Raw genomic sequence first — 14832 nt, forward strand, 5'->3', positions numbered from 1 at the left:
TTTATCAATTATTATAACTCTCTTATCATGAGAATGCAATAAGCTTAGTGTTTAGATTTCGCTATAATCCTGTTTCATATAACGGTATTACATTAATTACTGGTTCTTCATATGGATGAACCTTCTTAACTGCCGATTTCGTTTCTTGCAATCTATTTGCTTTACAGCATACTTCAACTTTCAATTCAGGTTCTGCGCTTATCTCACCCACAGATCCAATATACGGTGTTGTTCCATCTAGAGGACGCCAACAACCAATTACTTTACTATAGGATAAACAACAATCATAATTCCCAATATGACCAGCATCCACTTCCATTAATGCTTTTTGTAATATTTCTAGATGCGTTTCTGGTATGAAGATTTCTAATTTAAAATGTTCAAACTGCATATCGTTACTCCTTATTCTTTTTTTTCTTCCTATTACGTTTGCAAAGTTCCTTAAGTTATTGTTATCGTAACGATTCCTCAAGTTGCTTCATTGCTAGTTTTACCATTTCTCGAGGGCAAGCTAGATTCAGACGGATAAAATTGTCCACACCATATTTGCGCCCATCATCAGGCACAAGGCCTTTACTTGCCAGTAATTCGAGAATATGGACAAAATCTGCTCCATAACTCTTAAGATTTAACCATAAAAGATACGTACCCTGAGGTTTTATTACCTTAATCTCTGGTAATTTCTCTCTGATATAGGTGTAAGCATAGTCAACATTCTCTTCAACGTAATGGCAAAGATTATCTACCCAATCAGCTCCCTCTTGATATCCTGCAACAAGTGCTTCAAGTGATAGGGCATTCAATAGATTATAATGACTTTGTTCACTTATTTTTCTATATGCTTCCATTAATGAATTATTATAGATTATAGAATATGCAACTTGTAATCCACCTAGGTTGAAAGTCTTAGTCGGTGCATAGCAGGCAATCGTATGTTGCTTCATATACGCATTTACACTTTGTAATGGTATATGTGAATGACCACGGAACGTAAAATCAGCCCATATCTCGTCCGAAATTATATTGATTTGATGCTCTTCACAAAACATTGCCAGGGATTCAAGTTCTTCCCTTGTCCATACACGTCCAGTCGGGTTATGAGGAGAACACAGAATTAGGCATCGTATATTGTTATCTACAACCTTTTCCTTCATATCCTCAAAGTCCATTATAAAGGTACTATCTCCATCTTGTTTTAATTCGCTAAGGACTATATTTCTATTGGTTGCTTGTAAAGCACGTATGAAACCACCATAAGCCGGCGCATGAATCAAAACGCTCTCTTTCTCCTGTGTAAACGTATATATAGCGGTAGTCACTCCTCCAAGCACAGAGTTCTGATATGAAACTACGTCCTCTGTTACTCCTACAATCTGATATCTTGTTCTATGCCAATGTGCAATTGCATCAAAGAAGCGTTTTGAATTACTAATATATCCGAAGATCGGATGTTGCAACCGTTGCATCATTGCGTTAATAATACACGTAGGTGTTGCGAATTCCATATCTGCGATCCACATCGCATTCAATTGCCCCTGACTCACCTCTCTTGGTAGATCATCCCATTTTATACTTTCTGTACCTATTCTGTTATAAATTATATCAAAATCATTTTGCTTATTCACCTTTCATACTCCTCCAATTAGACAATTGAGATTAATACTGATATATCTTTTTGTACCTTATCATATATCCCAAAGAAACAAATAATGCAACTAATTCTGCTAAAGGAATTGATAGCCAAATACCATCTACGTTTAATAACTTTGGTAAAAACATAATTGCTAGTATAATAAATACGAAAGTTCTAAGGAATGATAGTAAAGCAGATATTAAACCATTAGAAAACGATGTAAACAATCCAGAAGCAAAAATATTGAATCCCATGAATAAAAAGCTGATACCAAACAAATCCATACCATGAATAGCCAGATTATAAACCGTACTATTTGGCTCAGAGAACAATCCTACCACTGGCTTTGCTAATAGCAAGGAGAATGCGTATGCCAATATAGAGCAAATAGTTATGAATATAATACTTAGTTTAAATAATTTTTTAAGTCTTTTTTCGTCCTGTGCACCATAATTGTAACTGAATAGAGGTGCTATACCTGATGTATATCCAAGGAAAACTGCTGTAAATAAGAACTGCGCATATAACACGATGGTTAATGCCGCCACGCCATCTTCCCCTACATATCTCATCATCAATTTATTAAAAAGAAATGTTGTAACTGCAACAGCTAAGTTGGATACCATCTCCGATGAGCCGTTCGTACAAGTTCTTATAAGTACCTTGCCATCAAACTTTGGCTTTGTAAAACATAATATACGATCTTCCTTCTTCGCAAACCAAATCAACCCAATCACAGCTGGAATCATAAATCCAATTCCAGTAGCAACTGCTGCTCCCTTAATTCCCAGTTCCATAGGCCCCATAAATAGATAATCAAGAAAAATATTTGCTGCACCACCAATAACCGTTACTATTAAGCCTAAGTTTGGTCTTCCAGCGGTAACAAAAAAGAACTGGAAAAGCACTTGAAGAATTGCGAACGGTATAAATATGCTAATATATAAAATATAATCATAGCAGTATTCATAAATAGCATCATTAGCACCTAATAATAAAGAAATTTCTTTGGTAAAGAACAAACCTATAAAAGCGATAACAATACCTAATACAACACCGCACGTTACAATGAAGGTATAACTCTGCTTCGCTTTTAACTGTTTTCCTTCCCCCATCTGTTTTGCAACTACCGCACTTCCACCACTTGCAAGCATTATGCCAATAGCAAATACTAAACTTATCAGTGGATAAGAGATATTAACTGCTGACAATGCTGTTGTCCCTACAAAGTTTGATACAAATCCCCCATCTACCATGGTATAGAAGGAATTGAAAACCATCATAATTACACTAGGTAACGTGAATTTTAATAGGAAACCTGGTGTTATCTTTTTCTCAAATGTATTCATTTCTATGACCTCACTCTTATTTGTCTATCCTTGCTTGCTTAACTCTAATTTGCTCTTCCTGAAAGTGTCTGTTAATGGTTCCAAGCATATCACATAGATTCTCTACATCTTCCTTTGAATATTTAACTTGAATCTCATCTAATGCTGCATAAAGTACACGGTCATATGCTTTATACTCCTCTAAAAGTTTCTCATTTACATATAGATAATATACTCGTTTGTCTTGTTGACTTTGCTTCTTTACAACAAGACCAAGCTTTTCTAATTCCTTAATCTTCAAGGTTACTGCAGATTTAGCAACGTGTAACACCTCTGCAATATAACTCACTGTACATTTTTCTTTATACGCTATTATGTCCAGATACAAAAGACTATTATATGTCACATGCTGATAATGATTGTAATTAGCTAGCTGTAATTCATTAATGACCATATCTAGATAGAATTGATTTACCATCTTCTTTAAATCCATACTTTTCTCCATTCTAACATGCATACTTCTTAGTAGTTATTAAATTAGTTTAGCAAATATAACTATTATTACTTAACCAATCTACTAAAAAGAAAGGAGACTGTCAAGTCTCCTTCCTAGCTTTCATTATTAAATTTCCCTAAAGTATACACTCTAATTGACAATCACAGGGCTCTTGTTCCACATGTTTAGGATTATATTCCACCGCTTCAACGCAACCCATCGACTTATAGAATTCCTGAGTTTCTACCGCTGAATGTGCTGATATATATAGCTTCTTGGCACCATGACTCTTCGCCCAATCCGCTGCTAATCGGAATAACTTACGTCCCAGCCCACTTCCTCGCATATCCTGCGAAACGTGAATACTAGATAAGTCAAGATATTCCTTATTGATTCCGAATAATTGTGATTCCACAGAAGTAAACCCTTTAAGTTTTCCATCTACGAATGCCCCATAAACAACTCCTCTCGTTGTTATAGTATTCTTTAGACAGTCAACTAGTATCTGATACTCTTCTTCGGACCATTCATCAATGAAAGGATCATCTTTAATTACCCATTCTCCATCAATCTTTCTATAGCATCTTGTAACTTCCTGACGACGTACAAAATGATTGAATAACTCTCGATTCATCTCTTCTATTGTTAATTCTTTTATATTCATTATGATACCTCTTATCTTAATCTGTTACTTATTCAAACCGTTCATTTAATAGGCTTACTACCCTCATCTTTGAACTCATCCTCACCCCTTAATCATTGATACATAAGACTATACTCTTCCAAGCTTGTTATTGCAAGCTTGTTATTGCGAGCCTCTTCTTGATATACTCTACTCAATAATATTGTCTACTATACCATAACTTTTAGCCTCAAGTGCTGTCATATAATAATCACGCTCGCAGTCTATTTCTATTTGCTTTATATCTTTACCTGTATTTTGCGATAAAATCCGATTAATTCGTTCTTTCGTATCAAGAATATGCTTTGCAACAATATTAATATCCGTAGCCTGCGCAGGTCCATTGATACCACCCGAAGGCTGATGAATCAAGATTTCGGCATTCGGTAAAGCAAATCTCTTTCCTTTTGCCCCTCCCGCAAGTAAGAAGGCTCCCATACTTGCCGCTACTCCAATACAGATGGTTGAAACATTACATTTCAAATAATTCATCGTATCATAGATTGCTAGCCCCGAAGATATACTTCCACCCGGACTATTAATATATAAGCTGATATCCTTTTTATAATCCAATGATTCAAGATATAATAGTTGCGCCACAATTGAGGTCGCTACTGCATCTGTAACCTCTTCTCCTAGAAATACAATTCTGTCATTAAGTAGTCTTGAATAGATATCATAACTTCTCTCGCTATTTCCTGTTTGTTGAACCACGTATGGTATATAACTCACGCTGCCATCCTCTCCCATCTCATAATAATTGTATTAGGATTATGTGGTTGCGAATGGATCTGTCTTATTTTCGGTGCCTCGGTCATTCTATAATGGTTATTCCGATAACTTGCTGGTGAACATTCAAATCTTTGACCAAAGGCTTTCGTGAAGGATTGTTGCGAAGTATAACCAATCATCTGTGCAATCTCAATAATTGGGGTATCTGTATTCAACAAAAGCCATTCTGCCTCAAACAAACGTCTCTCCATAATGTAAGCATATAGTGTTTTCCCAGTACTTTCAGCGAACATTCTATTCAAATGATACTTGGAATATCCGAATTCTTTTGCTAGAAGATTAAGACTAATCTCCTCTGAAAAATGCTTTTCAATATATTTTTTAATATTCGATACACTAGTATAATCCATATAACAACCTCCTATAGGATTAATAATAAAGCATTGATATTCCAAAAGTCTTATCCGAAAATGCTATTTTCAAAATAATTAGTCTAACTGTAATGTTTTATTAAATACTTTTCCTAAAATCTCTTGTGGAATCTCTTGCCCTAGGAAAATCTGCAACATTCCTTTTGGTGTAATTTTAAAACCAGATAATTCTGATTTATATGTAATGATCTCTTTTGCCTCAATATTCAAATGATCTTTAAAAGGAATTATTCTAACGAAATTCTCCCCAACGTAAAAGCTCGGTAACTTTGCCCAAAGTTTTTCCTCGATTTCTACGGAAACACTATCTTTGATTAGCTCACTTATTTGACAAAACATATTCTTAATTTCATCATTATGTATTGCAATTAATTGTTCGAATTCTATATTCATTTTTCCTCCTATATTCTTATCTTACATCTTCTTACTATACCCACATACTTCAACTCCTAGTAGTTTGTTCTATATTCTACCTCTATATAAACAAACACCATCTAACGCCAAACTTATCAATTAAATCAGTACACAAAGGACTAAAATCACACAGACCTAGAGGAACGATTATTTCACTACCTTCTTTTAATATCTCGTAAGCCTTTGTTACTTGACCTTCCTTCCCTTCTCCATAGTGAAGGCAAAACTGCATTGTGTTACCTGTTACTCTTTCTTCCATTCCATCATTTAACTCAGCCACTGCTAACGTATTCCCACAGATATCAAGTTCACAATGATAATAATTATCTTCCCCATCTTTTACGTTGAATCCTAATGTTGCGTCAAAGGCTTTCATATAAGTATCCACCGCTTCTTTACTATCTTTTGTATAGACTTGCATCATAATTCGATTCATATTATACCTCCTGTATCTTATATTACTTTCCTACCATGGAATCTTAATTCATATACGAAATCATTGTTTTTTACTACTTCCCAATTAACGTAACTATTTCAAATCTACCTTAAAAGATTATAAATTCTTATACATTACATAATTTGTTAAGAAAATCCCATTTCTTTTGACCTGTTGTTCCTTAATTACCTCATATCCCCTCTTTTCGAAAAAGGGTCTTGCCGTAATTGATGCATGGGTTGTTACCCTTGATGTAGATAGATGTGTTTCTAATCTATCACAGATTGTAGTTGCAACCCCTCTATGCTGAAAATCCTTATGTACATACAAACGATCCAGATATCCATCTTCTGTGATATCACCAAAACCTATAATTTTATCCTCTTCTACAGCCACCAATGTGTAATGCTCAAGGAAAGAACGATTCCAGGATTCCGTATCTACTTCACCAGTTGCCCAAACTTCTAATTGCTCTTTTGAATAGTCTATTGCATTAATGGTATGTACCGTATTGTAGAATAACTCTGCAATCTCTTTACAGTCGCTTGTGGTATAATCTCTAATCTTCATAATTCTCCCCTCAGTAATACTCTACTTCTATCTCTTACAAATTCTTTTTAGATATACCATATCAATAAGCTGCTTCCCACACTCATAGATTGGCTGGTCATAATTATCTGTGAAAAAATTCTTAATACGATGGGATTCCTCAAATCCACATCTCTTATAAAACGGTATCGTAAGATCACTATCTCCTGTACCTACAAGCAAGGTATCACCTTCATCTTCATAGAATTCCACTACATGTTCAATTAGCTTCTTTCCATAACCTTTTCCTTGATACTTAGGTTCAGTTGCAATATTTTTAATTTCAAACGTACCGTCGCCTTCCTTGGTTACAACACAAATTGCCTTTAAATCCTCCTCGAAGAGAGCAAACATATCTCCTCTTTCTAAATACTTATCAATCATATTTTCCTGCTCATCTGCTAAGAGAAGTAGCTCTATATACCTCTTCTTATTTCCTAGTATTCGTTCAATTCTCATCTAATTGTCTCCCTTATAACATTTACATAAGATATTCTTTTGCATACCCCCTATTTCAATGGCTCTAAATCAATTACTACAATCTCTGGTGGATTAAATACACGAGGAATTATATTTCTACTCAATCCACGACTTACAACCATAGTTGTATCCTCTAATTCATATAGGCCACCTGCGTATTTAGGAAATAATCCTTGATTCGGTGCTAACAAACCATTTAATATTCCTGGTATTCTCACCTGACCTCCATGTGCATGACCTGCAACTACTAAATCAAAACCACTATTCTTATATATCTCTGTTAATTCTGGCCTATGTGACAATAGAATAGAATAGATTCCATCTCCAGTTTCCTCATTACAGTTATTAAATTGCTCACGCCATTCATCCGTTATTCCATCTTCATAATATGCGTAACCATTGAAACCATATGGATCATCCACACCCGCTATACGAATTTGCTGTCCGTCCACTTCAATAAGCGATGAATTTCCTTCAAGTATTGTAACTCCATATGACCGAATCATTTCCTTTATGTAGGTAACTTCTCCAGACAAAAATTCATGATTTCCCGTCACATAATAGCAAGGATACTTCCTTCCAATTGCTGATAACAGTAGTTTTGTTCCCTTATGTGGTACTTTATCTACCGCAATATCTCCCACCAAAATAATCACATCCGGGTCGTACGTTTGTATCTTCTCTATTAAATTCTTCTGTTTACTACCGTATATAGTACTATGCAAATCAGTTATCGCCATAATTCTAACGGGTGACTTTATTTTATCACTGTTGACATTATATTGTTTAACCGTTAAACCTTGCCATAGTGCCACTGTACCAAACATAAGAACACCTATAGTAGAAAGCACTTTCACAGATTTTGATATTTTCTTATTCTTATTTGCTATATCTCTTTTATTTTTTCTCATATATTAAATCGATCATTCCATTATTACTTTCACTCGATATAAGCTTTAACTTAACCCTCTCATTCTTATCATGAAACAAACGAATTCCCTTTCCTAATATAGTTGGTATTACTGTTATATGATATCGATCAATCAAATCTTCTTTCATAAATTGATTCACCACATTAGCACCACCACAAACCCAAATATTTTCACCTGACTCCGTTTTTATATTCTCAATTAAATGCTTTATATTCTCGTCTGTAAATACAATACCCTCATCTGATTTAACATTCTTATGTGTTAATACGTAAGACTTCATGCCTTTGTAAGGCCAATTCCCTGGTGCTAATTCTGTAGTTATTTGAAGATATGTTGTATACCCCATAACAACCGTATCTATAGTCTGTATAAAATTTTCATAACTTCCCATCTCTTCACTTGTAGCATCCTGCCCACTTAGCCACTCTATATCTCCGGATTCGGTGGCAATAAATCCATCTAAACTCATTGCTATATATAAAATAACTTTTCTCACTGCCTACCTCACATTCTATCTAATTAAATAATAGTATAGTATAGCATAATTCTTCTCTTCATACATGATATTTATGCTTTCATAAAAATCTTATTCAATATTTATACTACCATAAGAAATATAAGTCTCCAACATTTTCTTTAATAGTCAAAAAGACCCATGTCTATACTTAGATAGATATAAGTCTTTTCTCATTGTGATTAAATAACAATTTTTAACCATATAATAACTTATGATTTAGCTAAAATCTCGACTTTTCATAATTATACGGAATACTTGTCCCTACCAACACATCCTCTATTTTATCAATAATTAACCAATCATCCATGTTACCTTGATGATCAAACTCCAATGGTTCTATTTCTTTTACGTTCTCGAACTCCACAAGGCACAAAAACTTTTTGTTCCAACGAATTCTTTGTTTCTCAGAAAGATTTAGTTTGGGTTGGTATTCATCAAATATTTGGATTATTTCCGCTTCTGATAATTTCACAAAATTATGCACATTCTTCACAGTAGCACACGCAGATATCTCCCCAGTCCCTTTTTCCATAAAATATAACTTCTCATTCTCAAATACTCGACTATGAGGAATCTTTCTTCCTGCCGCCCCACGTACAACCATGGTTTTCATACCCTCCATAATCTTATCTAAAACTCTCTCTCCCTTTTTACCAATATTATCACAATACACGAGATGTACCATAGTTAGCTTTCCTTCCTTACTACAGGAATCCAAACTTCATACTTCGCATTCTGAGGGTCTTGATTACTATACACCTCTATGTCTGGGGCATTGGCATATTCATACCCAGAGCTTGGAAGCCATTCTGTTACGATTCTTTTCTCTAATTCCTGAATTGATAAATGTATTCCTTCTCCCTCAAATATTGCCCATGTAGCTGCTGGAACGATATACTCTTCCAACTCTTCATCTAATTGCTGATTCGACGCAACTGCTATAAAATAGCGCCATTCGTTTTCGTCATTACAAGCACTTACACCAAGTAATCCTTTTAAATCACAATCCATATTCATTGCAAGTTTTTGAATTGTTCCATCCACAGCAGCCTTTTGCCACATATCCGGAACAACCTCAAAGTTCTTCTCGATTTCTTTATCCAGTGGGATTGATATTCCAATAATACGAAATGCCTCTTTTTTCTCAATTCTGTAATTCATCTCACGTTCTCCTTTAATCATTACTCGAAAACTAATAGGAGGGAATGCCTTAAGAACGATGCCAACTTCTTTCGCCTGTGATGGTGTAATTCCATGAACACTCTTGAAAGCACGATTAAACGCCGTTGGAGAATCATAGCCATACTTTAATGATACATCTATTACCTTCTTGTTATCACTTTGTAACTCAACAGCCGCGAGAGACATCTTCCTTTTTCTTATATATTCCGATAATGGCATACCAGCCATATACGTAAACATTCTTTGAAAATGATAGGTACCACAGCATGCAATCTTCGCTACTTGTTCCATATCAATATCTCCGCTCATATTCTCTTCCATATAATTAATCGCACTATTTAGTCTCTCGACCCATTCCATATTGTCTTCTCCCCCTACTATACTGTATTTTAAGTAATGATTCCTCGCATTTACTGCACCAAATTACGAGGTAATAATGAAAAGTTAAACTGTCCTACAATACATCTTTCTCAATTGCTTTGGCTAAGATACTTTTCTATCTAAATAAATCTACTATATTTAACTGGAACTTAAAAAGAACGTAAAAGGTCTGCATACCAAAATATTACTTCGCCAATACGATATAATTCAGATTCTTTACAGCTTTCACGCCATAATTCCTTATAATTGTGATACCAATATTCTAAACGAGCCGCTAAATCCGAATTCGTATTTCTATCCTTTATCGCTAATGAAATCTCATTCCACAAAGAGATACCCTCAGTCGCAATAACATAAGCCTTAACCAAAGGTCTTTTTGTTGAATCCATACAACTTAATATCCCATAAAGTTGTGCAATCAACTGCGTTAACTTCTTGTTTGCCTCCAAAATATCATATTCATTCATATCCTCAATTAACTTCTCTGATCCATAATCTCCAATTTTGTCCTCCTTCCTTTCCTTATAACCAACGATATGGAACCATGGGAACTTGGTCTGCTTTGATAATTGCTCCACGATAGAAACAAATTTTCTCGTTTGGTCTCTATATTCGATCCACGATATATCCTCATTAATACTTTCAAAGCCTGGTATCACTTTGTTCCACGAGAACGCTGCACCATATATCATTCCAACCATTGAAAACTCAGGGTGATTTACATGACCATAATCTCCCCAGTCTGTATTCAGAACACCAATTGCATCATATTGATATGCATAGGTACACATTCTTTTAATATTCTCATATGCATCAGCGCTGGCATTCACTAATTGATTCCAACCTATTACACCTGGACAAAGAATCTGTTTCGCTCCTGCCTCCTTAAGTCGTTTCGCATTCGTATCTTCTTGATTCGGTTCATACCCCCAATTCAAACAAATAGTTTCTTCCGGAAGTTCTTTAATAGCAGACGGAAAAGCGGAAATTACATCCCCCCAGAACATTGGCGTCTTACCTTTTTCAATTAGATATTCACATATCTTATGTACAAAATCAATATAAATCTGTCTCTCTCCAACTTGGTCAGCCAATGCCTTGCTTCTACCTTTACCTAAATCAAAGGTTTCATCTCCGCATAAGTTAAAATACTTCGATGAGAATAGTGGCATATATTCTTCTAACATGCGTATAACAAGTTTCATACTCTCTGGATTGCTAACATCAAGTGTGTGATGATGTTGACGGTCAAAGAACGCGAATGGTGCTTCACTCGAGTTTGGTAACTCACATAGATGTGCATACGTTTTCGTACTTAGTACTTTGTATAGGTGACCAAAACTTGCAATTGAAGGTACTAAATCAATATTAAGTTTCTTGCAATACACATCTAACTCCATAATTTCTTCTGGTGTCAAAGGAGTATCATCTCTCCATACCTCGCTAAAATCGCGAAACAAAAAACTGTGCTCTACATATAACTGCAATTGATTAATTTTATAGAATGATAATTTGTCCGCTAATGCCTTTAGGGAATCCAATGTAGGTATTCTGCCTCTCGTTACATCGTGATAAAACCCTCTATGCTTCATATCCGGATAATCTTTTATTATTACTTCAGGCAATACAGCCCCGTAGTTATCTATCATTTGTCTTAGTGTTTGTATACCATATAGTACCCCCGCGTAGTCACCACCTACAATGCAAATTACATTTTCTTCAATTACTATAGTATACTCTTCCTCTGATAAATCTTGGCTTACCTCTATGTATATCTGCTGAGGCCCCTTTTTTCCCTTACAAATAGGGACTGTATACCCCAGACAATTCTTAATATGTGTTTGTAATAATCTCATAGAATACATATAATCGTTTGATAACTCTTCATCATAAACAATTGGGCACTGATAACCAATTGTAAATACAACTCCCTTTTTTCCTATCGTTATGTCATGAGCCTTAGGTATTAATCGTAACATATTTATAACCATTCCTTTCTAAAAAACCTGCGGACTTTGAGGCGCAGGCACAAATTTAAGCGTGAAAAATCTTGATTATTCACACTATCCTCCTTTTGTAAGTCCATACATAATTCTGCTTGTTTCAGTTCCTTCCAGACTTATGTTCCATAGTATCTTTCATAGTTATCTTCCGCTAACTTCCACTTTCATTATAACCTATTAATAAAATATCCTCAATAATTTGTGAAAATGATTCCATACCTTCAATATTCATAAGTATCTATGTCAATAATACATTAAAGCCCAATCTTGCTTTCGACTTATGATTATATCATTAAAATTCTATGTAAAAAGCGCCCAACATCAGCCATTAAAACTAATATCGAGCACTCCTATATCTAATTTCAGATCTTTAATCTAAATTTTATACCCTTATTCTTTTGAGTATCTCCTAGTTATCCTGCATATTCGCTAGCTTCCTTGCCTGATCCGCTGCGATACATGCATCGATAATTTCTTGAATATCCCCATTCATGATTTTATCCAATTTATAAAGAGTAAGGTTGATTCTGTGATCTGTTACACGTCCTTGTGGGAAGTTATAAGTTCTGATTTTTTCAGAACGATCACCAGTACCAATCTGGCTTCTTCTTGCTTCTGCTTCTGCATCGTGTGCTTTCTGACATTCGATATCATATAACTTAGCACGTAATAATGCAAAGGCTTTATCTTTATTCTGCAACTGTGATTTTTCAGTTTGGCTATAAACTACGATTCCTGAAGGGAAGTGAGTTAAACGTACTGCAGAGTCAGTTGTATTAACACACTGTCCACCATTACCTGATGCACGCATTACATCGATACGAATATCATTATCATTGATTTGAACGTCTACTTCTTCGGCTTCTGGCATAACAGCTACTGTAATTGTAGAAGTATGAATACGTCCGCCTGATTCTGTTTCTGGAACACGTTGTACACGGTGTACACCTGATTCATATTTCATAACAGAGTATGCACCCTGTCCTGAAATCATAAAACTTACACTCTTCATACCACCAATACCAATTTCTTCATATTCCATCGTTTCAATCTTCCAACGTTTGGTTTCTGCATAGTGTACATACATACGGTAAATTTCAGCTGCGAATAATGCTGCTTCATCACCACCTGCACCTGCACGGATTTCTACAATAACGTTCTTATCATCGTTAGGGTCTTTTGGTAGAAGTAAAATCTTAAGTTCATTCTCGATTTCTTCTACACGCGATTTGCATTCTGCTAACTCTTCTTTTGCAAGCTCGCGCATTTCTTCATCACTTTCTTCAGAAAGGATAAGAAGACTATCTTCGATTCCTTGCTTTGTCTCCTTGTATTCCGTAAACTTCTCAACGATTGGTGCAAGCTCCGCTTGGTCTTTCATTAACTTACGAAATCTAGCTTGATCATTGGTAACGGTTGGTTCATTCAGCTCATCCATGATCTCTTGGAAACGACTTACTAATTCTTCTAATTTATCAAACATCTAGTATTCCTCCATAAAAAATTAAAACTTATAGCAATTTATAATATAACTTATTGGAAGGAAATCAAACGGCGTAAAACATCATTTCATTTCTGCCGATAAGTTAGCGATAGAACGATGTTCTATCGCATTATCAGGTTCACGATTATTCTTATTATATCAGTCCCTAACTATCGCTAGCTCTCTGATTAACTAGGTCTTTTTACTACGGTAATTTAGCTAGCAAAATTTATTTAGTAAATTTACAAAGGATATTTCCCGACAATTATTCCCGAGATAAATCCCCTTGTATCTTACCCACAACAACACGGTCATGGCCAGGCAAATCTTTAACAATATTAACTTCCGTAAAACCAGCATCCATGAGTAAGTTTTTTACATCTTCCCCCTGATTATGCCCAATTTCCAGAAAGATATATCCATCTTTTCTCAGATACTTATATGCTTCTTTGGCTAAGATCCGATAGAAATGTAATCCGTCTTCTAATCCATCTAATGCTAACATCGGCTCATGCTCTTTCACTTCTGGCATAAGTTCCTCAATTACCTTGGTAGGTATATATGGTGGATTCGAAACAATTATATCATATGTTCCTGTAACCTTGTCAAATACATTGCTTTCTATAAAAGTTACAGGTACTTCAAGATTTCTAGCATTTTTCTTTGCAACTTCTAAAGCCTCACTTGAGATATCCACTGCAGTAAGACTCTTTGGTTTACATAACTTACCTAGACTAAGGATAATACAACCGGACCCGGTACACATATCTAATATATCTGCATCGTCTGCCTGTTTCATCGCTAACTCAACAAGCACTTCTGTATCTTGTCTGGGTATTAATACATTCTCATTCACATAAAATTGCAATCCCATAAACTCTTGTTGGTTTATCAGGTATTGATACGGTATACGTTTTGCACGTGCCTCTATCATTGTCTTAAATCTAGCATATTGTTCCTCTTCGATCTCACGATTCGGATTCATATAATAATCTGTACGGCTAATACCGAAACATTCCATAGCCAGATACCATGCATCTAACTTTGCTTCTTCAACTCCTGCCTGAAGGAGTTGATTCTCAGCTTCTTGTAATACTCCTGCCAAGGTAATCAT

Annotated in this window: 18 protein-coding genes; all 18 read right to left on the reverse strand. The window is 35.2% G+C overall.

Features of this window, described 5'->3' with window-relative positions; all coding sequences use genetic code 11:
* Positions 1 to 61 precede the first annotated feature (61 nt).
* The 18 genes from cutA to prmC all read right to left on the reverse strand — a co-directional run bounded on the left by cutA (position 62) and on the right by prmC (position 14832).
* On the reverse strand, positions 62 to 391 hold the full coding sequence (cutA, locus tag BUB90_RS15225) for a divalent cation tolerance protein CutA (RefSeq protein ID WP_073289293.1): 330 nt from the start codon (positions 389 to 391) through the stop codon (positions 62 to 64).
* Between the two features lie 61 nt (positions 392 to 452).
* Complete coding sequence (locus BUB90_RS15230; protein ID WP_073289294.1) at positions 453 to 1625, reverse strand: MalY/PatB family protein; 1173 nt, start codon at positions 1623 to 1625, stop codon at positions 453 to 455.
* 31 nt (positions 1626 to 1656) lie between these two features.
* Positions 1657 to 2982 (reverse strand): MATE family efflux transporter, encoded by a 1326-nt coding sequence (locus BUB90_RS15235; RefSeq protein WP_073289295.1) that lies wholly within the window; start codon positions 2980 to 2982, stop codon positions 1657 to 1659.
* A 16-nt stretch (positions 2983 to 2998) separates the two neighbouring features.
* Positions 2999 to 3454 carry a MarR family winged helix-turn-helix transcriptional regulator gene (locus BUB90_RS15240; protein WP_073289296.1) on the reverse strand — a complete coding sequence of 152 codons (456 nt, stop codon included), beginning with the start codon at positions 3452 to 3454 and terminating at the stop codon, positions 2999 to 3001.
* Positions 3455 to 3593: 139 nt separating this feature from the next.
* The gene (locus tag BUB90_RS15245) at positions 3594 to 4121 is read right to left on the reverse strand and encodes a GNAT family N-acetyltransferase (protein WP_084139298.1); all 528 of its coding nucleotides are present in this window, start codon (positions 4119 to 4121) and stop codon (positions 3594 to 3596) included.
* Positions 4122 to 4289: 168 nt separating this feature from the next.
* Entirely contained in the window at positions 4290 to 4871 is a 582-nt protein-coding gene (locus BUB90_RS15250) for an ATP-dependent Clp protease proteolytic subunit (protein WP_073289298.1), read from the reverse strand.
* Entirely contained in the window at positions 4868 to 5281 is a 414-nt protein-coding gene (locus BUB90_RS15255) for a helix-turn-helix transcriptional regulator (RefSeq protein ID WP_073289299.1), read from the reverse strand. Before BUB90_RS15255 ends, BUB90_RS15250 begins: the two co-directional genes overlap by 4 nt.
* A gap of 78 nt (positions 5282 to 5359) precedes the next feature.
* Entirely contained in the window at positions 5360 to 5695 is a 336-nt protein-coding gene (locus tag BUB90_RS15260; protein ID WP_073289300.1) for a hypothetical protein, read from the reverse strand.
* Between the two features lie 82 nt (positions 5696 to 5777).
* On the reverse strand, positions 5778 to 6152 hold the full coding sequence (locus BUB90_RS15265; RefSeq protein ID WP_073289301.1) for a VOC family protein: 375 nt from the start codon (positions 6150 to 6152) through the stop codon (positions 5778 to 5780).
* A gap of 117 nt (positions 6153 to 6269) precedes the next feature.
* Positions 6270 to 6722 carry a GNAT family N-acetyltransferase gene (locus tag BUB90_RS15270; protein WP_073289302.1) on the reverse strand — a complete coding sequence of 151 codons (453 nt, stop codon included), beginning with the start codon at positions 6720 to 6722 and terminating at the stop codon, positions 6270 to 6272.
* A 27-nt stretch (positions 6723 to 6749) separates the two neighbouring features.
* Positions 6750 to 7199 carry a GNAT family N-acetyltransferase gene (locus BUB90_RS15275; protein WP_073289303.1) on the reverse strand — a complete coding sequence of 150 codons (450 nt, stop codon included), beginning with the start codon at positions 7197 to 7199 and terminating at the stop codon, positions 6750 to 6752.
* A gap of 50 nt (positions 7200 to 7249) precedes the next feature.
* Positions 7250 to 8131, reverse strand: a complete 882-nt coding sequence (locus BUB90_RS15280) for a metallophosphoesterase (RefSeq protein WP_242952557.1) — start codon at positions 8129 to 8131, stop codon at positions 7250 to 7252.
* Positions 8118 to 8648 carry a dihydrofolate reductase family protein gene (locus BUB90_RS15285; RefSeq protein ID WP_073289304.1) on the reverse strand — a complete coding sequence of 177 codons (531 nt, stop codon included), beginning with the start codon at positions 8646 to 8648 and terminating at the stop codon, positions 8118 to 8120. Before BUB90_RS15285 ends, BUB90_RS15280 begins: the two co-directional genes overlap by 14 nt.
* Before the next feature lie 241 nt (positions 8649 to 8889).
* Complete coding sequence (locus tag BUB90_RS15290) at positions 8890 to 9354, reverse strand: hypothetical protein (RefSeq protein ID WP_073289305.1); 465 nt, start codon at positions 9352 to 9354, stop codon at positions 8890 to 8892.
* A 2-nt stretch (positions 9355 to 9356) separates the two neighbouring features.
* On the reverse strand, positions 9357 to 10211 hold the full coding sequence (locus BUB90_RS15295; RefSeq protein ID WP_073289306.1) for an AraC family transcriptional regulator: 855 nt from the start codon (positions 10209 to 10211) through the stop codon (positions 9357 to 9359).
* A 170-nt stretch (positions 10212 to 10381) separates the two neighbouring features.
* Entirely contained in the window at positions 10382 to 12211 is a 1830-nt protein-coding gene (locus BUB90_RS15300; protein ID WP_073289307.1) for a beta-N-acetylhexosaminidase, read from the reverse strand.
* A 433-nt stretch (positions 12212 to 12644) separates the two neighbouring features.
* Positions 12645 to 13718, reverse strand: a complete 1074-nt coding sequence (prfA, locus tag BUB90_RS15305; RefSeq protein WP_073289308.1) for a peptide chain release factor 1 — start codon at positions 13716 to 13718, stop codon at positions 12645 to 12647.
* A 265-nt stretch (positions 13719 to 13983) separates the two neighbouring features.
* Entirely contained in the window at positions 13984 to 14832 is an 849-nt protein-coding gene (gene prmC / locus BUB90_RS15310; RefSeq protein ID WP_073289309.1) for a peptide chain release factor N(5)-glutamine methyltransferase, read from the reverse strand.

Source organism: Anaerosporobacter mobilis DSM 15930 (assembly GCF_900142955.1).
Classification (GTDB): Bacteria; Bacillota; Clostridia; order Lachnospirales; family Lachnospiraceae; genus Anaerosporobacter; species Anaerosporobacter mobilis.